The sequence below is a fragment of the Streptomyces sp. NPDC048111 genome (assembly GCF_043202815.1).
Lineage (GTDB): Bacteria > Actinomycetota > Actinomycetes > Streptomycetales > Streptomycetaceae > Streptomyces.
The window spans coordinates 64,800-83,506 of sequence record NZ_JBIDBD010000004.1; the positions used below are offsets into that span (position 1 = coordinate 64,800).

13 protein-coding genes and 1 pseudogene are annotated in these 18,707 nt (G+C 73.6%); 10 read left to right on the forward strand and 4 right to left on the reverse strand.

Features of this window, described 5'->3' with window-relative positions:
- Positions 1–90: 90 nt before the first annotated feature.
- On the reverse strand, positions 91–882 hold the full coding sequence (lexA, locus tag ACGF3I_RS10550; protein WP_393130264.1) for a transcriptional repressor LexA: 792 nt from the start codon (positions 880–882) through the stop codon (positions 91–93).
- Positions 883–1,438: 556 nt separating this feature from the next.
- On the opposite strand from lexA, the gene nrdR reads away from it, so the two are divergent.
- Positions 1,439–1,960 (forward strand): transcriptional regulator NrdR, encoded by a 522-nt coding sequence (gene nrdR / locus ACGF3I_RS10555; RefSeq protein WP_393130265.1) that lies wholly within the window; start codon positions 1,439–1,441, stop codon positions 1,958–1,960.
- A gap of 153 nt (positions 1,961–2,113) precedes the next feature.
- On the forward strand, positions 2,114–5,008 hold the full coding sequence (locus ACGF3I_RS10560; RefSeq protein ID WP_393130266.1) for a vitamin B12-dependent ribonucleotide reductase: 2,895 nt from the start codon (positions 2,114–2,116) through the stop codon (positions 5,006–5,008).
- A gap of 190 nt (positions 5,009–5,198) precedes the next feature.
- On the opposite strand, the gene ACGF3I_RS10565 is transcribed toward ACGF3I_RS10560, so the two are convergent.
- Positions 5,199–5,732 carry a TerD family protein gene (locus tag ACGF3I_RS10565; protein WP_393130267.1) on the reverse strand — a complete coding sequence of 178 codons (534 nt, stop codon included), beginning with the start codon at positions 5,730–5,732 and terminating at the stop codon, positions 5,199–5,201.
- Between the two features lie 255 nt (positions 5,733–5,987).
- On the opposite strand from ACGF3I_RS10565, the gene ACGF3I_RS10570 reads away from it, so the two are divergent.
- From ACGF3I_RS10570 to ACGF3I_RS10590, 5 genes are all read left to right on the forward strand, one after another.
- Complete coding sequence (locus ACGF3I_RS10570; protein ID WP_393130268.1) at positions 5,988–6,593, forward strand: YdbC family protein; 606 nt, start codon at positions 5,988–5,990, stop codon at positions 6,591–6,593.
- 84 nt (positions 6,594–6,677) lie between these two features.
- Positions 6,678–7,337 carry a histidine phosphatase family protein gene (locus ACGF3I_RS10575; protein WP_393130269.1) on the forward strand — a complete coding sequence of 220 codons (660 nt, stop codon included), beginning with the start codon at positions 6,678–6,680 and terminating at the stop codon, positions 7,335–7,337.
- Between the two features lie 12 nt (positions 7,338–7,349).
- Entirely contained in the window at positions 7,350–8,270 is a 921-nt protein-coding gene (locus ACGF3I_RS10580; RefSeq protein ID WP_393130270.1) for an ADP-ribosylglycohydrolase family protein, read from the forward strand.
- Positions 8,271–8,348: 78 nt separating this feature from the next.
- Entirely contained in the window at positions 8,349–9,059 is a 711-nt protein-coding gene (locus tag ACGF3I_RS10585; RefSeq protein WP_393130271.1) for a ribonuclease HII, read from the forward strand.
- Between the two features lie 223 nt (positions 9,060–9,282).
- Positions 9,283–9,900: a hypothetical protein gene (locus tag ACGF3I_RS10590; protein ID WP_393130272.1), complete on the forward strand. Its 618-nt coding sequence runs from the start codon at positions 9,283–9,285 to the stop codon at positions 9,898–9,900.
- 157 nt (positions 9,901–10,057) lie between these two features.
- On the opposite strand, the gene ACGF3I_RS10595 is transcribed toward ACGF3I_RS10590, so the two are convergent.
- Positions 10,058–10,696, reverse strand: coding sequence for a hypothetical protein (locus ACGF3I_RS10595; RefSeq protein ID WP_393130273.1), 639 nt, complete (start codon positions 10,694–10,696; stop codon positions 10,058–10,060).
- 255 nt (positions 10,697–10,951) lie between these two features.
- Positions 10,952–13,123 carry a RecQ family ATP-dependent DNA helicase gene (locus ACGF3I_RS10600; RefSeq protein ID WP_393130274.1) on the reverse strand — a complete coding sequence of 724 codons (2,172 nt, stop codon included), beginning with the start codon at positions 13,121–13,123 and terminating at the stop codon, positions 10,952–10,954.
- A gap of 260 nt (positions 13,124–13,383) precedes the next feature.
- Here ACGF3I_RS10600 and ACGF3I_RS10605 point away from each other — a divergent pair.
- The 3 genes and pseudogenes from ACGF3I_RS10605 (at position 13,384) to ACGF3I_RS10615 (ending at position 18,229) form a co-directional block, all read left to right on the forward strand.
- Positions 13,384–15,110 (forward strand): annotated as a pseudogene (locus ACGF3I_RS10605) (DUF4192 family protein).
- A gap of 206 nt (positions 15,111–15,316) precedes the next feature.
- Positions 15,317–17,347, forward strand: a complete 2,031-nt coding sequence (locus ACGF3I_RS10610; protein ID WP_393130275.1) for a glycogen debranching N-terminal domain-containing protein — start codon at positions 15,317–15,319, stop codon at positions 17,345–17,347.
- Between the two features lie 117 nt (positions 17,348–17,464).
- Positions 17,465–18,229: an NUDIX domain-containing protein gene (locus tag ACGF3I_RS10615; protein ID WP_393130276.1), complete on the forward strand. Its 765-nt coding sequence runs from the start codon at positions 17,465–17,467 to the stop codon at positions 18,227–18,229.
- Positions 18,230–18,707 lie beyond the last annotated feature (478 nt).

Consider the following 18,707-nt stretch of genomic DNA (forward strand, 5'->3'; position numbering starts at 1 on the left):
GTGCCGGTCGCCTAGGGCGCGGTCCGGACACGGCAGGGCCCCGGGACCGGCGCAGGAGGTCCCGGGGCCCGGTCAGAGCCGGCGGAGGGGTCAGACTCGCCGGAGCACCGCCACGACCTTGCCCAGGATGGTCGCTTCGTCGCCGGGGATCGGCTGGTAGGCGGCGTTGTGGGGGAGCAGCCAGATGTGGTTGTCCTCGCGCTTGAAGCGCTTGACGGTGGCTTCGCCGTCCAGCATCGCGGCCACGATGTCGCCGTTCTCGGCCACCGGCTGGCGGCGGACGGTCACCCAGTCGCCGTCACAGATCGCGGCCTCGATCATGGAGTCGCCCACGACCTTCAGGACGAACAGTTCGCCGTCGCCGACGAGCTGGCGGGGGAGCGGGAAGACGTCCTCGACGGACTCCTCGGCGAGGATCGGGCCACCGGCCGCGATCCGGCCGACCAGCGGCACGTACGAGGCCGCGGGCTTGCCCGCGGTGTCGGTGGGCTGGCTGCTCGGCTGGTCGGAACCGCGGACCTCGTACGCGCGCGGCCGGTGCGGGTCGCGGCGCAGGAAGCCCTTGCGCTCCAGGGCCATCAGCTGATGGGCGACGGACGAGGTGCTGGAGAGGCCGACGGCCTGACCGATCTCCCGCATCGACGGCGGGTAGCCGCGCCGCTGCACGGAGTCCCGGATGACTTCGATGACCCGCCGCTGCCGGTCCGTGAGGCCGGAGCTGTCCGCCCTGATCCCTGGGGGCCTGCCTGGCAGCGAGCGGGCGGGCCGTGCGGCCTCCGCGCTCTGGTTCGTGACTGCGTCGTTCATGGCATGCACCGGCTCAAGTCGGGTCTGGGAGCGGTCCTGGGCAGTGATGGTGGCACTGTCTGCGGTGGTGGTCACGTCGGCCCCTCTCGGAATTGGTCTCCCTAGCTGGACAACGGTAGTAGCTTTCGAAAGGTTGCGCCAAACACACGTTCGAGTGAAAAATCGCAGAACGCGCTCCGCGGCCCGTGGAGTGGGTGTATGTGCGAGTCCCGACCGGGGGCCCGTCGAACGGCAATTCGGTTCATTACGGTAGCCTTCTCCGCCGGGGCGGGCGCCCGGGGCCTCCCTTCCGGGGACCCTCGCGACGGCCGCCGCGTGTCGCGTGCGGCGACGGCGTACCGGCGCCAGTCTGTCACCCGGCACCCCGTGGTCCCCCGCTGCGACGCGCTTCCCGTAATGTCCCGGGCGGCCGGAAATCGCCGTTCGAGGGCGCGGTGTCCGCGACACGCGGGTAGTGGCTGCATTCGCGGCAAAACCCTAGATCTAGTGGTTGCATGAGTGTGGCCGCCCAGAAGTTGTGGTCCCTGGTCTTTCAAGACCGTGGCCATCGCCTATGCTTGGGGTCGCTTCGAGGGCCGGTTCCGGGCCTGGCGAGGCCATTCAGTCGTGCTGTGAAGGAGGGTTGGGAACCATGCACTGCCCCTTCTGCAGGCACCCCGACAGCCGGGTCGTCGACAGTCGTACGACCGACGACGGCACGTCGATCCGCCGGCGCCGGCAGTGCCCCGACTGCTCCCGCCGCTTCACCACGGTGGAGACGTGTTCGCTCATGGTGGTCAAGCGTTCCGGCGTGACGGAGCCCTTCAGCCGCACCAAGGTCATCTCCGGCGTCCGCAAGGCCTGCCAGGGACGGCCGGTCACCGAGGACGCCCTCGCCAAGCTCGGCCAGCGGGTCGAGGAGGCGGTGCGCGCCACCGGCAGCGCCGAGCTGACCACCCACGACGTGGGTCTCGCCATACTCGGCCCCCTGCAGGAACTCGACCTCGTCGCGTACCTGCGCTTCGCGTCCGTCTACCGGGCGTTCGACAGTCTTGAGGACTTCGAGGCCGCCATCGCGGAACTGCGCGAGCGGCAGCCTCAGGGGAATTCCCCCGACGAGTGCGTGGCCGGAGGGACCCCCGAGGTCCCCGCGCCCGCCACCGCGGCCGACTGACCGAGGGGCCCGGCGGGCCCGCGGTCGCCGATCGGCGGCAATCCAGACCTGCCAGGGGTGCGCTTCGGCCGCGCCCGTGGCACCAGACACACACCGTGCCCTGGGAACATTCAGGCACTTTTGGGCGTTTTTGCCCGCGTATGGGAGGCGGCAATGACAGAGACGACGAGCGGCCCGGCACGAGGCTCCCGAGCCAAGGGGTCCAAGGCCACCAAGGGGCTGCGCATCGAGCGCATCCACACCACCCCCGGCGTGCATCCGTACGACGAGGTGACCTGGGAACGCCGTGACGTCGTCATGACCAACTGGCGCGACGGCTCGGTCAACTTCGAGCAGCGTGGCGTCGAGTTCCCCGACTTCTGGTCGGTGAACGCGGTCAACATCGTCACCAGCAAGTACTTCCGCGGGGCCGTCGGCACCCCGCAGCGCGAGACCGGTCTCAAGCAGCTCATCGACCGGATCGTGAAGACCTACACCAAGGCCGGCGAGGACTACGGGTACTTCGCCTCGCCCGCCGACGCCGAGATCTTCGAGCACGAGCTGGCCTACGCCCTCCTGCACCAGATCTTCAGCTTCAACTCGCCGGTGTGGTTCAACGTCGGCACGCCCCAGCCGCAGCAGGTCTCGGCCTGCTTCATCCTGGCCGTCGACGACTCCATGGAGTCGATCCTCGACTGGTACAAGGAAGAGGGCATGATCTTCAAGGGCGGCTCCGGCGCCGGCCTGAACCTCTCCCGCATCCGCTCCTCCAAGGAGCTCCTCTCCTCCGGCGGCAACGCCTCGGGCCCCGTCTCCTTCATGCGCGGCGCCGACGCCTCGGCCGGCACCATCAAGTCCGGCGGCGCCACCCGCCGCGCGGCCAAGATGGTCATCCTCGACGTCGACCACCCCGACATCGAGAACTTCATCGAGACCAAGGTGAAGGAGGAGGAGAAGATCCGCGCGCTGCGCGACGCGGGCTTCGACATGGACCTGGGCGGCGACGACATCACGTCCGTCCAGTACCAGAACGCCAACAACTCGGTCCGGGTGAACGACGCGTTCATGAAGGCGGTCGAGACCGGCGGCAAGTTCGGCCTGCGCGCCCGCATGACCGGTGACGTCATCGAGGAGGTCGACGCCAAGTCGCTCTTCCGCAAGATGGCCGAGGCGGCCTGGGCCTGCGCCGACCCGGGCATCCAGTACGACGACACCATCAACCACTGGCACACCTGCCCCGAGTCCGGCCGCATCAACGGCTCGAACCCGTGCAGCGAGTACATGCACCTGGACAACACGTCCTGCAACCTCGCGTCCCTGAACCTGATGAAGTTCCTCAAGGACGACGGCAAGGGCAACCAGTCCTTCGAGGTCGAGCGCTTCGCCAAGGTCGTCGAGCTGGTCATCACCGCGATGGACATCTCGATCTGCTTCGCGGACTTCCCGACCCAGAAGATCGGCGAGAACACCCGCGCCTACCGCCAGCTGGGCATCGGCTACGCCAACCTCGGCGCGCTCCTGATGGCCACGGGCCACGCCTACGACTCCGACGGCGGCCGCGCGCTCGCCGGTGCCATCACCTCCCTGATGACCGGCACCTCCTACAAGCGCTCCGCCGAGCTCGCCGCGGTCGTCGGCGCGTACGACGGCTACGCCCGCAACGCCGAGCCGCACCAGCGCGTCATGAAGCAGCACGCCGACGCCAACGCCTCGGCCGTCCACGTCGACGACCTGGACAACCCGATCTGGGCCGCGGCCACCGAGGCCTGGCAGGACGTGATCCGGCTCGGCGCGAAGAACGGTTTCCGCAACGCGCAGGCCTCGGTCATCGCGCCCACCGGCACCATCGGCCTCGCCATGTCGTGCGACACCACCGGCCTTGAGCCCGACCTCGCCCTGGTCAAGTTCAAGAAGCTGGTCGGCGGCGGCTCGATGCAGATCGTCAACGGCACCGTGCCGCAGGCGCTGCGCCGCCTCGGCTACCAGGAGGAGTCGATCGAGGCGATCGTCGCCCACATCGCCGAGAACGGGAACGTCATCGACGCCCCCGGCCTGAAGCCCGAGCACTACGAGGTCTTCGACTGCGCGATGGGCGAGCGCTCCATCTCCGCGATGGGCCACGTCCGCATGATGGCGGCCATCCAGCCGTGGATCTCGGGCGCCCTGTCCAAGACGGTCAACCTGCCCGAGACCGCCACGGTCGAGGACGTCGAAGAGGTCTACTTCGAGGCCTGGAAGATGGGCGTCAAGGCGCTCGCCATCTACCGCGACAACTGCAAGGTCGGCCAGCCCCTCTCCGCGAAGACCAAGGAGAAGGAGAAGGAGGCGGTCACCGCCAAGGCCGAGGACACCATCCGCACCGCGGTCGAGAAGGTCGTCGAGTACCGTCCGGTCCGCAAGCGCCTGCCCAAGGGCCGCCCGGGGATCACCACCTCGTTCACGGTCGGCGGCGCCGAGGGCTACATGACGGCCAACTCCTACCCGGACGACGGTCTGGGCGAGGTCTTCCTGAAGATGTCCAAGCAGGGTTCCACCCTCGCGGGCATGATGGACGCCTTCTCCATCGCCGTCTCGGTCGGCCTCCAGTACGGCGTGCCGCTGGAGACCTACGTCTCGAAGTTCACCAACATGCGCTTCGAGCCGGCCGGCATGACGGACGACCCGGACGTGCGGATGGCGCAGTCGATCGTCGACTACATCTTCCGCCGCCTGGCGCTCGACTTCCTCCCGTTCGAGACCCGCTCCGCCCTCGGCATCCACTCCGCCGAGGAGCGCCAGCGCCACCTGGACACCGGTTCGTACGAGCCGGCCCTGGAGGACGACGAGCTGGACGTCGAGAGCCTGGCCCAGTCGGCCCCGCGCCAGAGCGAGCCCCTGAAGGCCGTCGCCGCCCCGAAGCCGGTCGCGGTTGAGGCCCCCCGGGTCGCGCACAACTCGGCCGAGCTGGTCGAGATGCAGCTCGGCGTCAGCGCCGACGCCCCGCTCTGCTTCTCCTGCGGTACGAAGATGCAGCGCGCCGGCTCCTGCTACATCTGCGAGGGCTGCGGCTCCACGAGCGGCTGCAGCTGACCCCGGCAGGCGTCCGCCACTGATCACCCGCGGCTGAGGACGCCGCCCACGGGCACCTGAGAGGGCGCCGACCACCGGTCGGCGCCCTCTTCGTTCTTCGTTCCCGGTCACGAATCGCGCCCCGGCCGTGACCCGCTCCCGGTCACGACTCGTCCTCAGTCACGACCCGTTCCCGGTCACGGCAAGGGGCTCAGGACGCCCCGTCCGCGCCCATCGTCGCGAGGAAGGCGTCCGGGTCCAGGTCGTAGCCGCGCAGTACGGGCTGGAAGCGCCAGGCACCGGACGGGTCGCGGGTGAACTCGGCCACCGTCGCGGCCCGGGCGTCGGCGACCTCGGCGAGGCCGTGGCGGGACAGTTCGGTGCGGTCCTCGCGGACGCGTACGCCCGTGCCCGCCACATCGCCGAACACCAGCCGCCCGGCGCCCTGTTGGAGCACCACGCCGACCAGCACCCGGACGTGGCGCTCCGCCATCCGGCCGAGGTCGAGCTTCATCACCTCGTCGTAGCCGAGGCCCTGGCCGGTGCGGCTGTCGCGGTCGAGGAAGACCGTGCCGTCGGGCGAGCGGCGCTCGAAGGACACCCAGTGGGCGGGCGGCCCGGCCGGGTCGGACGCCGTGTAGACCGCCGCCAGCAGGTCCAGGTCGTGGGCGGGGGAGCCGAGCGGGCTCGGGTCCCACCGCAGCGCCACCTCGACCGTGCCGAGCCCCTTGCCGATACCGCTCATGTCCAAGCCCTCCCCAGGTCCGTCGCCCCCCGCGAGCCTCCATGCTGTCACGCGGTGTGCCCCGCGTGCCGAGAACCGGACCCGCGGGGTGCACCCGCCGGCCTTCCAACGGGGCGTCCGGATACGGGAGTTGGAGTCGCGCCGAGCCGTTCTTGCGTACCCGTGAGGAACGGGGGTGCGAGGTGCCGGGCACATTCGCGGACGTACTGTGCCGGAGCCCGGCCGGGGCGCGGCGCCGCGCCGTACGATGGCGCGGTGCTGGTCAAGTGGATTCGCTGCACCGTGGTGGACCGCCGCGGTTTCGAGCGGGGACAGCGGGCGTGGGCGGGGTTACTGGGCGAGCCCGGTTTCCGCGGGCAGGGCGGCGGCTGGAGCCGGCGGCGGCCGGACGTGGCCCACGTCTTCGCGTTCTGGGAGAGCCGCGCCTTCTACGACTCGTTCATGGCGCGGGCGCACGAGCGGCTGGCCGCCGCGCAGTCCGGCACGTACAAGGACATCGAGGTCAGGCTCTTCGACCACCGCTTCGACGTGAAGACCGGCTTCGAGCCCCGCTTCGCGGAGGCGGACGTCGCCCGGGTCGCGCACTGCACCGTGCACGAGGAGCGGGTCGAGCACTTCGCGCTGATGCAGCAGCGGGTGTGGAACCCGGCGATGGCGGGCTCACCGGGCATGCTGGGCGGCGTCTTCGCCGAGGCGCCCGGCCACGAGTTCCTGGTGCTCTCGCTGTGGCAGGCGGCCGCGGAACGCGGAAAGTACCGGGCCGAGCGCCTGGAGCGGCTCGCGCTGCGGGCCGAGACCGAGACCGATGTCGCCGCCCTGAGCGGCGACGTCGTCCGGCTCGACGCGGCCTGGACGGTCTGAGCCCGCCCGGATCCCGCGGGCCCCTACGCCGGATGGAGTCCGGACAGGTGCTCGACCGGAGCGCGGGCGATCTAGTGTTTGGGCATGGCACGACCACGGCGCATTGTCCTCGTCCGGCATGGCGAGTCGGAGGGCAATGCCGACGACACCGTGTACGAACGGGAGCCCGACCATGCGCTGCGGCTCACCGCGGCCGGGCTGCGCCAGGCCGAGGGGACCGGGCGGGAGCTGCGCGCGATGTTCGGGGACGAACGGGTCAGCGTGTACGTCTCGCCCTACCGGCGCACCCACGAGACGTTCCGGGCGTTCGGCCTCGACCCCGCCCGGGTGCGCGTCCGCGAGGAACCGAGGCTGCGCGAGCAGGACTGGGGGAACTGGCAGGACCGCGACGACGTCAAGCTCCAGAAGGCCTACCGGGACGCCTACGGGCACTTCTTCTACCGGTTCGCCCAGGGCGAGTCGGGGGCCGACGTCTACGACCGGGTCGGGGCGTTCCTGGAGAGCCTCTACCGCAGCTTCGAGGCGCCCGACCATCCGCCCAACGTGCTCCTGGTGACGCACGGACTCACCATGCGCCTGTTCTGCATGCGCTGGTTCCACTGGAGCGTCGCCGACTTCGAGTCACTGTCCAATCCGGGGAACGCCGAGACCAGGACCCTGCTGCTCGGGGCGGACGGGCGGTACGCACTCGACCGGCCGTTCCAGCGGTGGCGCGCCCCCGAGCCGTACGGGATCACCGGATAGAGTGGGTGGGCGATGACCGCCGACTCCTCCACCGAATCACCCGACACGCGTTTCGTCCGCGCCCTCGACAGCCTGCGCGGCCTGTCCGTCGGAGACGCACTGGGCTCCCAGTTCTTCGTCCCCGTCAACTATCCCCTGCTCAAACGCCGGGACCTGCCCGAAGGCCCCTGGCAGTGGACCGACGACACCGAGATGGCCTGCTCGGTGCTGGCCGTGCTCGGCTCGCACGGCCGGATCGACCAGGACGCGCTCGCGCTGTCCTTCGCCCACCGGCACGACTTCGACCGCGGCTACGGCCCGGCGGTCAACCGCATGCTGCGCCTGGTGCGGGAGGGCGGCGACTGGCGGGAGCTGGCGTCGGCCCTGTTCAAGGGCCAGGGCTCCTGGGGCAACGGCTCCGCGATGCGGATCGCGCCGCTCGGCGCCTGGTACGCGGACGACCCCGAACAGGCGACCCACCAGGCCGAGATCTCCTCGTACACCACCCACCAGCACCGCGAGGCCGTGGTGGGCGCCATGGCGGTGGCGGCAGCCGCGGCCCTGGCCGCCTCCCCGGCGGGCCCGCCCGCACCCGGTGAGCTGCTCGACACGGTGATCGCGCTGGTGCCGCGCAGCGCGGTCGGCGCCGGGCTGCGGCGGGCGCGGGACATGCTCGACTACGACGACGCGGCGACGGTCGCGGCGGTCCTCGGCTCGGGCCGGCGCACCAGCGCGCACGACACCGTGCCGTTCGCGCTGTGGTCGGCGGCCCGCGCGCTGGGCGACTACGAGCGGGCGTTCTGGACCACCGCGCAGGTCGGCGGCGACGTCGACACGACGTGCGCGATCGTCGGCGGGATCGTGGCGGCCGCCCCGGCGGGTGCGCCGCCGGCCGGCTGGCTGGAGCGCACCGAGACACTGCCGGACTGGGTCCCGGCGGCCCCCGCCCGCTGACCCGTGGCCGCTCGCGAAGACGCCCGGGGAGACCTGGGTGTCGCGGGCGGCCCGCGGCGGCGTAACCTTGCAGGCGCCATGCCGTACGAACCACCCACCCACAGCGTCGAGCGCTCGATCCGCGCCACCACCGGAGCCAGGATCGTCGCCGGTGTCGACGAAGTCGGACGCGGGGCGTGGGCCGGTCCCGTCACGGTCTGCGCGGCCGTCACCGGACTGCGCCGCCCGCCCGCCGGGCTCACCGACTCCAAGCTGATCAGCCCGAAGCGCCGCACCGAACTCGCCGCGGTCCTCGAAGGCTGGGTCACCGCCTACGCGCTCGGAGACGCCTCACCCGAGGAGATCGACGAGCTGGGCATGACCGCCGCCCTGCGGCTCGCCGCGGTGCGCGCCCTGGAGGCGCTGCCGGTGCGGCCGGACGCGGTGATCCTCGACGGCAAGCACGACTACCTCGGACTGCCCTGGCAGGTCCGTACGGTGATCAAGGGCGACCAGTCCTGCATCGCGGTCTCGGCCGCCTCGGTGATCGCCAAAGTGCGCCGGGACGCGATGATGGCCCAACTGACGGGCTTGGAGGGGGAGTTCACCGGATTCGGCTTCGCCGAGAATGCCGGCTACCCCTCTCCCGTGCACAAGGCGGCCCTCGAAGAGCTGGGGCCCACGCCCTACCACCGGCTGTCCTGGTCGTATCTGGACGGGCTGCCCCGGTGGCGGCACCTGAAGAAGACGCGGCTGTCCGCCGAGGCGGCCGCACTCGAAAGCGGGGGACAGCTCGGCTTCGACTTCTGACCCGTGAGACGGGCGGGCGCCGGAGCTTCCCGGCCCGTTCTCCCCGCGGTGCGGCCCCGTTCCCGGAGCCTTCCGGTCCGCTTTTCGGCGCGGGTGCGAGTTCCTCGCCGCGTCCTGAAATCCCTGGACTTTCCCGCCCAGTTGCGGGGAGACTCCGCCCCGATCGCACCTTTGTGCCCACCCGCCGGTGACGACTTCACCGGCATTTGATAGACATCCACCCATGCCTCTCATCCCCGAGGAGCCTCAGATTCACGAGAGTGCCCAGGGTCCCCGCGTCACCCCGGCCGCCGGCCGCAGCGCGCAGACCCCTCGCCCCGTACCCGGTCCGCGTCCCGCGGCCGTTCCGCGTCCCGGACGTCCGGGCCCCGGCCCGGCCCGGCCCACGCCCCCCGCGCAGCGGTCGCACACCTCCGCCGCGCCGACCCCGCCGCCCCTGCCGACGACCCCGGCCGGCCCGCAGATCCAGCTCGTCCCGGCTCCGGCCGACGGCGCGCTCGACGCCGCGGGCGAAGCGGTGGACCTGCTGCTCGACACCGGCCGCGCGCCGGGCGACATCCTGGTCCTCACCACCGGTGACCCGCACCCGTGGGCGGCGCACGAGCTGTCCTTCGGCGCGGACGCCTACTGGGCCCAGCACGACGCCCGGGACGACGTCTTCTACGCCGCGGCGGCCGACGCCGAGCGGGCCTCGGCCCGGCCGGTGGTCGTCGTCGCGGCCAACGCCGACGCCGACACGGCCATCCGCGGCCTGCCGCTCGCCCTGGCCCGTGCCGAGGCGCTGCTCATCGTGTGCGGCGACCCGCAGCACATCAACGCGGCGCTGGGCGCCGGAGTCTGAGCCCTCCTCCGCGTACCGGCCCCGCGCACCCGTGTGCGCGTCCGGCCGGTCCGGAGGCGGGTGGTCCTCGGCCCGCGTGCGCTTTACGGCACGGGGCGCGGGGCGGTTCAGCGTGCACGGCGGTTAGCGCGCGGAACGGTTCAGCGCGCGGGGCGGTTCACCGGGCGGCGGTGCGCCGCAGCATGTCCGCCGTGCCCGACGCCGAGCGCAGCGTCAGCGGCTCGGCCAGTTCCTTCTCGGCGTCGGCGAGCGAGCCGGGCCCCGCGGCCGAACTCGGGCGCCGCCCGCCGCGGCCCTCGCCCAGCACCTGCCAGCCGTCCCGGGTCAGCGTGATGTACGCGCCGCAGCGCAACCCGTGCAGGGTGCAGGCGTCGCGCAGTCCCCACATCCAGGCGCCGTCCTCCTCCGTCCAGCGCTCGTCCCCGTCCCGGCAGTAGAGCAGCACGGCGGTGCGCACCGGGGCGCGGCGCCGCAGGTCGTGCGGGATGACCCGGCGCAGATGCGCGAGCAGCGCGTTGCGGAACTCCCAGCCGTCGACCGGCGTGGCACGGCGGGCGAACGACGCGCTGGCCGCGAGCCGTTCCTCATGATCGAGGACCGCCACGACCGCGGTCGCGAGCGCCGGACGGTGCCGGGCGTGCAGCCCGTTGACGATCTCCCGGGGGTTGCGCAGCAGCGGGATTCCTGCCGCCGACCACTGCGCGGGCTCCAGGATCCGCCCGAACCGCTGGGCGGAGCCGGCCGCGAGAGGTGCGGAGGCCGCCGGGGCGGCGGACGGAGCGGTGCTGAAGGTCACGGTCCTCCCTTCCGCGAAGACGCCCACCGTGCGGGCCGGCCTGGTGGAGGCGCACCACGGCACAGCCCTTCAGGACCACAGGGGACCGTGCGGGGTGGCTCCAATTCTCACCGCCGCGCGGTCCGGCGGCAACGAGCGAGGGAGACCGCTGACCCGAATCGGCGGGATACGACACCGATATCCCTGCCCAGCGGCGCCCCCGGCCATCCCTGTTCTCCCACCGGCCCGGGCCCTTCCCCTCGGCCACCGCCGCCCTCACGCCTGGACGGCGAGCACCAGCGGGAACACCCCCTCGGCCCCGGAGCGGCGCAGCAGCCTGGCCGCGACCGCCAGCGTCCAGCCCGTGTCGGACGCGTCGTCGACGAGCAGCACCGGCCCGCCCGCCGACGCCAGGGCGTCCGCCAGCGCCTCGGGCACCACGAAGGCGTGGTGCAGGGCGCGCACCCGCTGGGCACTGTTGGACTGGACGACGCGCTCGCCCTCCGCACCTCCGGCGTACTCCAGCGACCCCAGCAGCGGCATCCGGCCGATCTCCGCGATGCGCGCGCCGAGCGAGGCGACGAGCGCCGGCCGGGTGCGCGAAGGCACCGTCACCACGCCCACGGGCCGGGGCGGCGCGCCCGCGGTGCCCGAGGCCCAGCCGCCCGGCCCCTTCGCCCAGTCGGCCAGCACGCTCACCACGGCCTGCACCACGTCGTCGGGCACCGGCCCGTCCGCCGCCGTCGGCGCGAGCATCGGGCGCAGCCGGTTGCCCCAGCCGATGTCCGACAAACGCCCCAACGCACGGCCGGGAAAGGCGAGTTCCCCCGCCGGGATACGGCCCTTCAGGTCGATGCCGATCGCCGCGAGGCCAGTGGGCCACATCTTGCGGGGCTCCACCTCGACACCGGGCCTGGTGAGCTCGCCGCGCGCCTCGTCCAGGGCCGTGCCCGACACGTCGGCGGTGAAGCGGGCGCCCGCGCAGTTGTCGCAGCGCCCGCACGGCGCGGCCTGCTCGTCGTCGAGCTGGCGGCGCAGGAATTCCATCCGACAGCCCGTCGTCGCGGCGTAGTCACGCATCGCCTGCTGTTCCGCGGAGCGCTGGCGGGCCACCCACGCGTACCGCTCCGTGTCGTACACCCAGGGCTCGCCCGTCGTCGTCCAGCCGCCCTTGACCCGGCGCACCGCGCCGTCCACGTCGAGCACCTTCAGCATCGTCTCCAAGCGGGTGCGCCGCAGCTCCACCAGGGGCTCCAGGGCAGGCAGCGACATCGGGCGGCCGCTCTGCGCCAGCACGTCCAGGGTGCGCCGCACCTGCTCCTCGGGCGGGAACGCCACCGACGCGAAGTACTTCCAGATCGCCTCGTCCTCGCGGCCGGGCAGCAGCAGCACCTCGGCGTGCGCCACCCCACGGCCCGCGCGGCCGACCTGCTGGTAGTAGGCGATCGGCGAGGACGGCGAGCCGAGGTGGACGACGAAGCCCAGGTCGGGCTTGTCGAAGCCCATGCCCAGCGCGGACGTGGCCACGAGGGCCTTGACCCGGTTGGCCAGCAGATCGTCCTCGGCCTGCTGGCGGTCCGCGTTCTCCGTCTTGCCGGTGTACGAGGCGACGGTGTGCCCGCGCCGGCGCAGATACGTGGTGATCTCCTCGGCCGCCGCGACCGTGAGGGTGTAGATGATCCCCGAACCCGGCAGCTCGTCGAGGTGGTCGGCGAGCCAGCCGAGCCGGTGCGCCGCGTCCGGCAGCGACAGCACGTTGAGGCTCAGGCTCTCGCGGTCCAGCGGGCCGCGCAGCACCAGCGCGTCCGAGCCGCCGCCGGTGCCGAGCTGCTCGGCCACGTCCGCCGTCACCCGGGCGTTCGCGGTCGCCGTGGTCGCCAACACCGGGACGCCCGGCGGCAGTTCGGCCAGCATCGTGCGCAGCCGTCGGTAGTCGGGCCGGAAGTCGTGGCCCCAGTCGGAGATGCAGTGCGCCTCGTCAACCACGAGCAGACCGGTGGCCGCCGACAGCTTCGGCAGCACATTGTCCCGGAAGTCCGGATTGTTGAGGCGCTCGGGCGACACCAGGAGCACGTCGACGGCGCCGGCCGCGACCTCCTCCTGGACGGTGTCCCACTCCTCGGGGTTGGCCGAGTTGATCGTCCGGGCCGTGATGCCGGCCCGGGCGGCGGCCTCCACCTGGTTGCGCATCAGGGCTAGCAGCGGCGAGACGATCACCGTGGGCCCGGCCCCGCGGGCCCGGAGCAGCGCGGTCGCCACGAAGTACACCGCCGACTTGCCCCAGCCGGTGCGCTGCACCACCAGCGCCCGGCGCTTGTCGGCGACCAGCGCCTCGATGGCCCGCCACTGGTCCTCGCGCAGCCGCGCCGTGGCGCCCGCGCCCCCGACGAGGCGGGCGAGGACGGCGTCGGCCTCGGTGCGCAGCTGCGCGTTGCTCGTGTGCTCCATGCCCCCATACAACAGGACGGGTCCGACAATCGCGGCCCTTCACCCCGCGTCGGGCCCGTTCCCACAGGTCACGGGCTTGCGCCGGGGACTCGTCCCGGTACCGCCCGCGTGCCCGGAACCGGCCTGACGGCGCCGGTCCGCCACCGTCGTCGCGGCGGTTTTCCGGACCGGGCCGAGTTTGTACGACCAGCTGATTCGGCCTGTGGACAAGGTTGTCCACAGGGGTGGTGGGAGATCCGTGATCGCGAAACCCTCAGGACATGCGAGACACGAACGAACACCACGAATCGGGCTCCCACGCCGCTTCCGACGACCCCCGGATCACCTTGCGCGGCCCACGCGAACTGGCCGACGCACTGCCGTACTTGCTGGGTTTCCATCCGACCGACTCGATCGTCCTGCTGGCGCTCCACGGCCCGGGCGGGCGGTTCGGCGGCCGGGTCAGAGTGGGGCTTCCGGCCTCGCCGCAGGAGTGGCCCGACATCGCCGACCAGCTCGCCGACTGCCTGGTGACGGGAAGCGAGCGGCGCGGAGCCCGGCCGGACGGCGTCGTCGTCTTCCTCTGCCAGGATCCGTCGGCGAACGGTGCGGCCGGGGCCGGCGGAGCGGGCGGTACCGGATATGAAGTGATGCAGCGCCTGCGGCCGTTGGCCCAGCGGCTGCGCATCGCGTGCGGCAACCTCGACGTTCCGGTCCGCGAGGCGCTGTGCGTCTCCGACGGCCGGTACTGGTCCTACTGCTGCCCTGACGCCCGCTGCTGTCCGCCCGAGGGCAGTGTCCTCGCCCCCCGGGCACCTCCGTGATGGCCGCCGCGGCCGCGTATGCGGGCATCCAAGTGCGGGGCTCCCTGCGGGAGATGGAGGAGCGGCTGGCGCCGTGGAGCACGGCCGCGGCGATCGAGCAGGAACGGGCGCTGGACGCGGCGGCGGCCGAGATGTTCCCGCGCATCCTGAGCGAGGGCGACCGGCGGACCGTGGCCGACGAGACGCTGGACCTGGCGGCCCGGCTCATGCGCCGCATCGCGGATGCGCCGAAGCCGCGCCGGGGCCGCACCCGCCGTGGGTCCGGCACGCTGCCGCTCGGCACGGACGCGCTGGACGAGCTGGACGACGGGCTCATCGCCCATGACGAGGCCGCGGCGGTGATCCTGGGCCTGCAGGACCGGGTCACCCGCGACTGGGCCGCCGAATGGATGGAAGAACCGGAAGCGGGCCCGGCCCTGCGTCTGTGGCGTGCACTGGCACGCCGCTGCGTCGGGCCGTACGGCGACCACGCCGCCGCGCTGCTGACGCTGGCGGGCTGGGTGTCCTGGTCGACCGGTGACGAGCCGCACGCCCGGGTCGCCTTCGGCCTCGCCCTGCGGGCCGACCCCGACTACCGCTTCGCGAACCTCCTGCACGAGGCCTGCAACCAGGGCCTTGACCCCGAGGAGCTGCGCATCTGCCTGAGGGAGGAGCGCGCGGCACGCCTGGCGGGTCCGGCAGAGCCGGAGCCCGGCCTCTCTCCGGCAAAGCCCGACCCCTCCCCGCCCGAGGCCGGCCTCTCTCCGGCCGAGCCCGACCCCTCCCCGCCCGAGGCCGGCTCCTCTCCGGCCGGGCCCGACCCCTCCCTCGCCGGGCCCGCCCTCTCCGCTGCGGACCTCGACCCTGACCCCGACCCCACGGCGGGCCGGCCCGTCCGGCCGGGGTCCCGAGGTTCGACGGGGCAGCCGGCCGCCAAGCGGGTGAATCGACAGCGGGGGAAGGGGAGTTCGGCTCCGGGTGGCGCTGTCCGTCCGGAGCCGCCCGGCCCGGGCTCCGCCCGTCGCGGGTCCGCACGCCCCGAGCCAGTACGGCCCGGATCCGCACGGCCCGAATCCGTACAGCCTGAACCCGCACAGCCCGAATCCGCACACCCTGAATCTGTGCGCCCTGGATCGGCGGGAGGTGAGTCCGTTGGAGAGGAGTCCGTGCGCGGCGAGGGGCCGTGGGGCCCGGGGGGTTCATGAGTGGGCCGGGTGTGCAGGGGAGGTGGGGTGTGTGCCTTCGGGGGGAGGGGGCTGGCGCGGGAGGGGGGCGGTCCGTGACCCGGCCGACGCCCGCGGCGTTCACGTGGAGGGCGGCGCGGCACCGGGCACCGCGCCGCACGGACGGCGCCACCCGCGCCCCGACCGCCGTCGTCCCCGCCGTCCGGCTCAGGCAGGAGGAATACGCAATGGTGCCCAGCACCCCGCCCCGCAACGGTCCCGGAAGCCCGCCGGGGCCCGTCGCGCCCAGGGCCGCCGGGCCGCCGGGGGAGCTCCCGGCGGTGCACGCGGCGGTGATCTGTGTGGCCCTGCCGGGCCTCGCGGTGTCGCCGGAACACGGCCAGCTCACCGGGCATGGCCTCGAAGGGTTCTACCAGCACGGTCGACGGGTGCTCTCCCGCTGCCAGTTGAAGGTGGCGGGCCGCGATCCGATCGCGGTGCAGGGCCGGTCGATATCGGCCGACCGAGCCCGCTTCCTCGCCGTGGTGCGCACCCCGGCGGACAACGGGCCCGACCCCGAGATCGCCGTGGAACGGCTCCGCCAGGCGGACGGCACCGAGCGGATCACCCTGTCCAGCGCGGCGGCCCGGCCGCTGCGTGTGCCCGTGGAGATCGCGCTCGGTACCGACCTGGCCGACCTCGGCGCGGTCGCCGCGGGGCGCGCGGGGCCCGAACTGCCCGCCAGCGTCCACGACTCGGGCATGCGCTGGACCTCGGGCGGGGCCCACTGCACGGTGACCGCCCAGCCTCCGCCCGCCGACGCATTGGCCTCGGCCGGGGTGCTGCGCTGGGCGGTGGAGCTGCCGCCGGGCGGCTCGTGCACCATCCAGCTGTCCATCAGGGCCGGGCGGCCGGTCCGGCCACCCGGCCAGGGCGTACATCCGCTGCCCACCCCCCAGGAGGCCAGGGCCGAGGGCGACGACCCGAGGGTGGCGGCCCTGCTGCACCGCAGCATCGACGACCTGCGGGCCCTGCTGATCCGCGACCCGGCCCGCCCGTCCGATCTGTACGCGGCGGCCGGGGTGCCCTGGCGGTGCGGTCCGGCGCCCGCCGAGGCGCTCTGGGCGGCGCGCATGGCGCTGCCCCTGTCGCCCCGGCTCGCGGCCGCCACCCTGCGCACCCTGGCCCGTACGCAACTCGCCGGGCCAGAAGGTGAGTTGGGGCGTCTTCCTGGCCCCTTCCGGGACGCCGGGCCCTATCTGCCGCCGGGCTGTACGGGGGTCGAGGCCACCCTCGCCTTCCCGGTCGTCCTGGCGGAGGCCCGGCGGTGGGGGTTGCCCGAGTCGGAGGTGGCCGAGCTGCTGCCCGCCGCCGAGCGGTGTCTGCACTGGCTGGCGGCGGCCCTGGGCGAGGACGGCTACCTCGCCGAGAGCGGCCCCGGGGCCGCGGGGCTCGTGCGCGCCGAGACGCAGGCCCACGTGCACCGGGCCGCGCTGCTCGGAGCGGACCTGCTGCGCGAGTGCGGCCGGCCCGGCGCCGAGGCGTGGCTCGCACGGGCGGGTGCCTTGCGCGAGCGGTTCCGCGCGGAGTTCTGGCTGGACGATCTCGGCGGTGGCCGGCCCGCCGCCGCCCGTACCGCCGACGGGCGCCCGGTGCCGCTGCTCGGCGCCGGCGCGGCCCACCTGCTCGACACCGGGCTCCTGGGCGGCGGGTGCCTCGCTCCGGGACTGCTCGACAAGGTGCAGACCGAGCAGCTGGCCCGCCTCCTGGGCAGTCCCGCGATGGACTCCGGGTGGGGGCTGCGCGGCCTGGCCGTCAAAGAACCGGGGCACAACCCGTTCGGGCACCGGGCCGGGGCGGTGCGGGTGCACGAGAGCGCGGTGGCCGTGGCGGGTCTGGCCGCCGCCGGGTACGAGAAGGAGGCTGTCGCCCTGCTGCGCGGGGTCCTGGCCGCCGCGGACGCCTTCGGACACCGGCTGCCCGAGATGTACGCGGGGGAGCAGCGCACCGCGGACAGCGTGCCGGTGCCGCACCCGGCCGCGTGCCGCCCGGCCGCGGTGGCGGCGGCCTCCGGTGTCCAGCTGCTGACCGCCCTGGCCGGGATCCGCCCCGACGCCCCCGCCGGAACGGTGGCGCTCGACCCGATGCGGTCGGCCCCGCTGGGCGCGGTCCGGCTCGCGGGGCTGAGCGTGGCGGGGGAGCCGTTCACGGTGCGGGTCAGCAGGCTCGGGGTCGCGATGGTCGAGCAGGCCGCCGAGGGGCTGCAGTTGGGAGGCTGAGCGGGAGGGGTGCCCGGGACACGGCGGCGCGGGCGGCCCCGGGAGGCGGGAGAAGAAGAAGTGCCGGAGGGTGTCGAAGGGAGTGTTTATCGTCAGGCAGACGACTATGATCGCGGCATGTCGCCCTACGACCCGTCGGCCTTTCCGCCCTTCGCCGTGACCGTCGACCTGGTCGTGCTGACCGTGCGCCGCCACGCGCTCTGCGCGCTCGTGGTGCGCCGCGGGGAGCCCCCGTTCCAGGGGCGCTGGGCGCTGCCCGGCGGATTCGTCCGCGACGACGAGGACCTCTCCATGGCCGCGGCCCGCGAACTCGGTGAGGAGACGGGGCTCTGCGCGTCGGACCCGTCCGCCCCGGCGCCCGCCAACGGCGCCCACCTCGAACAGCTCGCCACGTACGGCGACCCGCGGCGTGATCCCCGGATGCGCGTGGTGAGCGTCGCCCATCTCGCCCTGGCGCCCGACCTGCCGGCCCCGCGCGCCGGCGGCGACGCGCACAGCGCGCGCTGGGCCCCGGTCGAGGACCTGCTCGGCCAGGAGGGCGGCTTCGGGCGCGACGGCGAACCACCCGCCCCGCTCGCCTTCGACCACGCCCGCATCCTGGCGGACGGCGTGGAACGCGCCCGGTCGAAGATCGAGTACTCCTCGCTCGCCACGGCCTTCTGCCCGGCCGAGTTCACGGTCGGTGAGCTGCGCCGGGTGTACGAGGCGGTGTGGGGCGTCGCCCTCGACCCGCGCAACTTCCATCGCAAGGTGACCGGCACCCCGGGCTTCCTGGTCCCGGCCGGCGGCACCACGACCCGCCAGGGCGGCCGCCCCGCCCAGCTCTTCCGCGCCGGCGGCGCGACCCTGCTGAACCCGCCGATGCTGCGCCCCGAGGTCTGAGGCGTTCTGGCCTGTGGCGCGTCCTGCGCTGCCGCGTCCTGCCACGGCGCGCCCTGCCCTGCCCTGCCCTGCCCTGCCCTGCGGTGCCGCGTGCGGCCGTGCCGCGTCCCGCCACAGTGCGCCTGGGGCGATGGGTTCCGGGGTGTGAGGCGATGGCCCGAGGGCTGACGCGGCAAGGCGGGGCCTGCGCGGCGGCCCGGGCCCGGCGCCGCACGAGCCCCAACGGCCTTACTCCGATGCGGAGTTGGCGTCCGGACGTCCTGGGGGCGAACGACGCCCCAGCGCGGCCCGCGGCCGGACAAGGGCGGGATCGGACCGCCCGCCTCCAGGAGGCCGAACCCGAGCGCGATGGCCGTGCCCGAGGTCGTATGCCGGCCGCGCCGAGCATGAGCTGGGCCGGGTGGCCCTCGGCTCGACCTCCGGCGAGGCCGCCCCGGGTGTGGCCTCAGGTGAAGCCGCCCTGTGCTTCAAGAGGCCG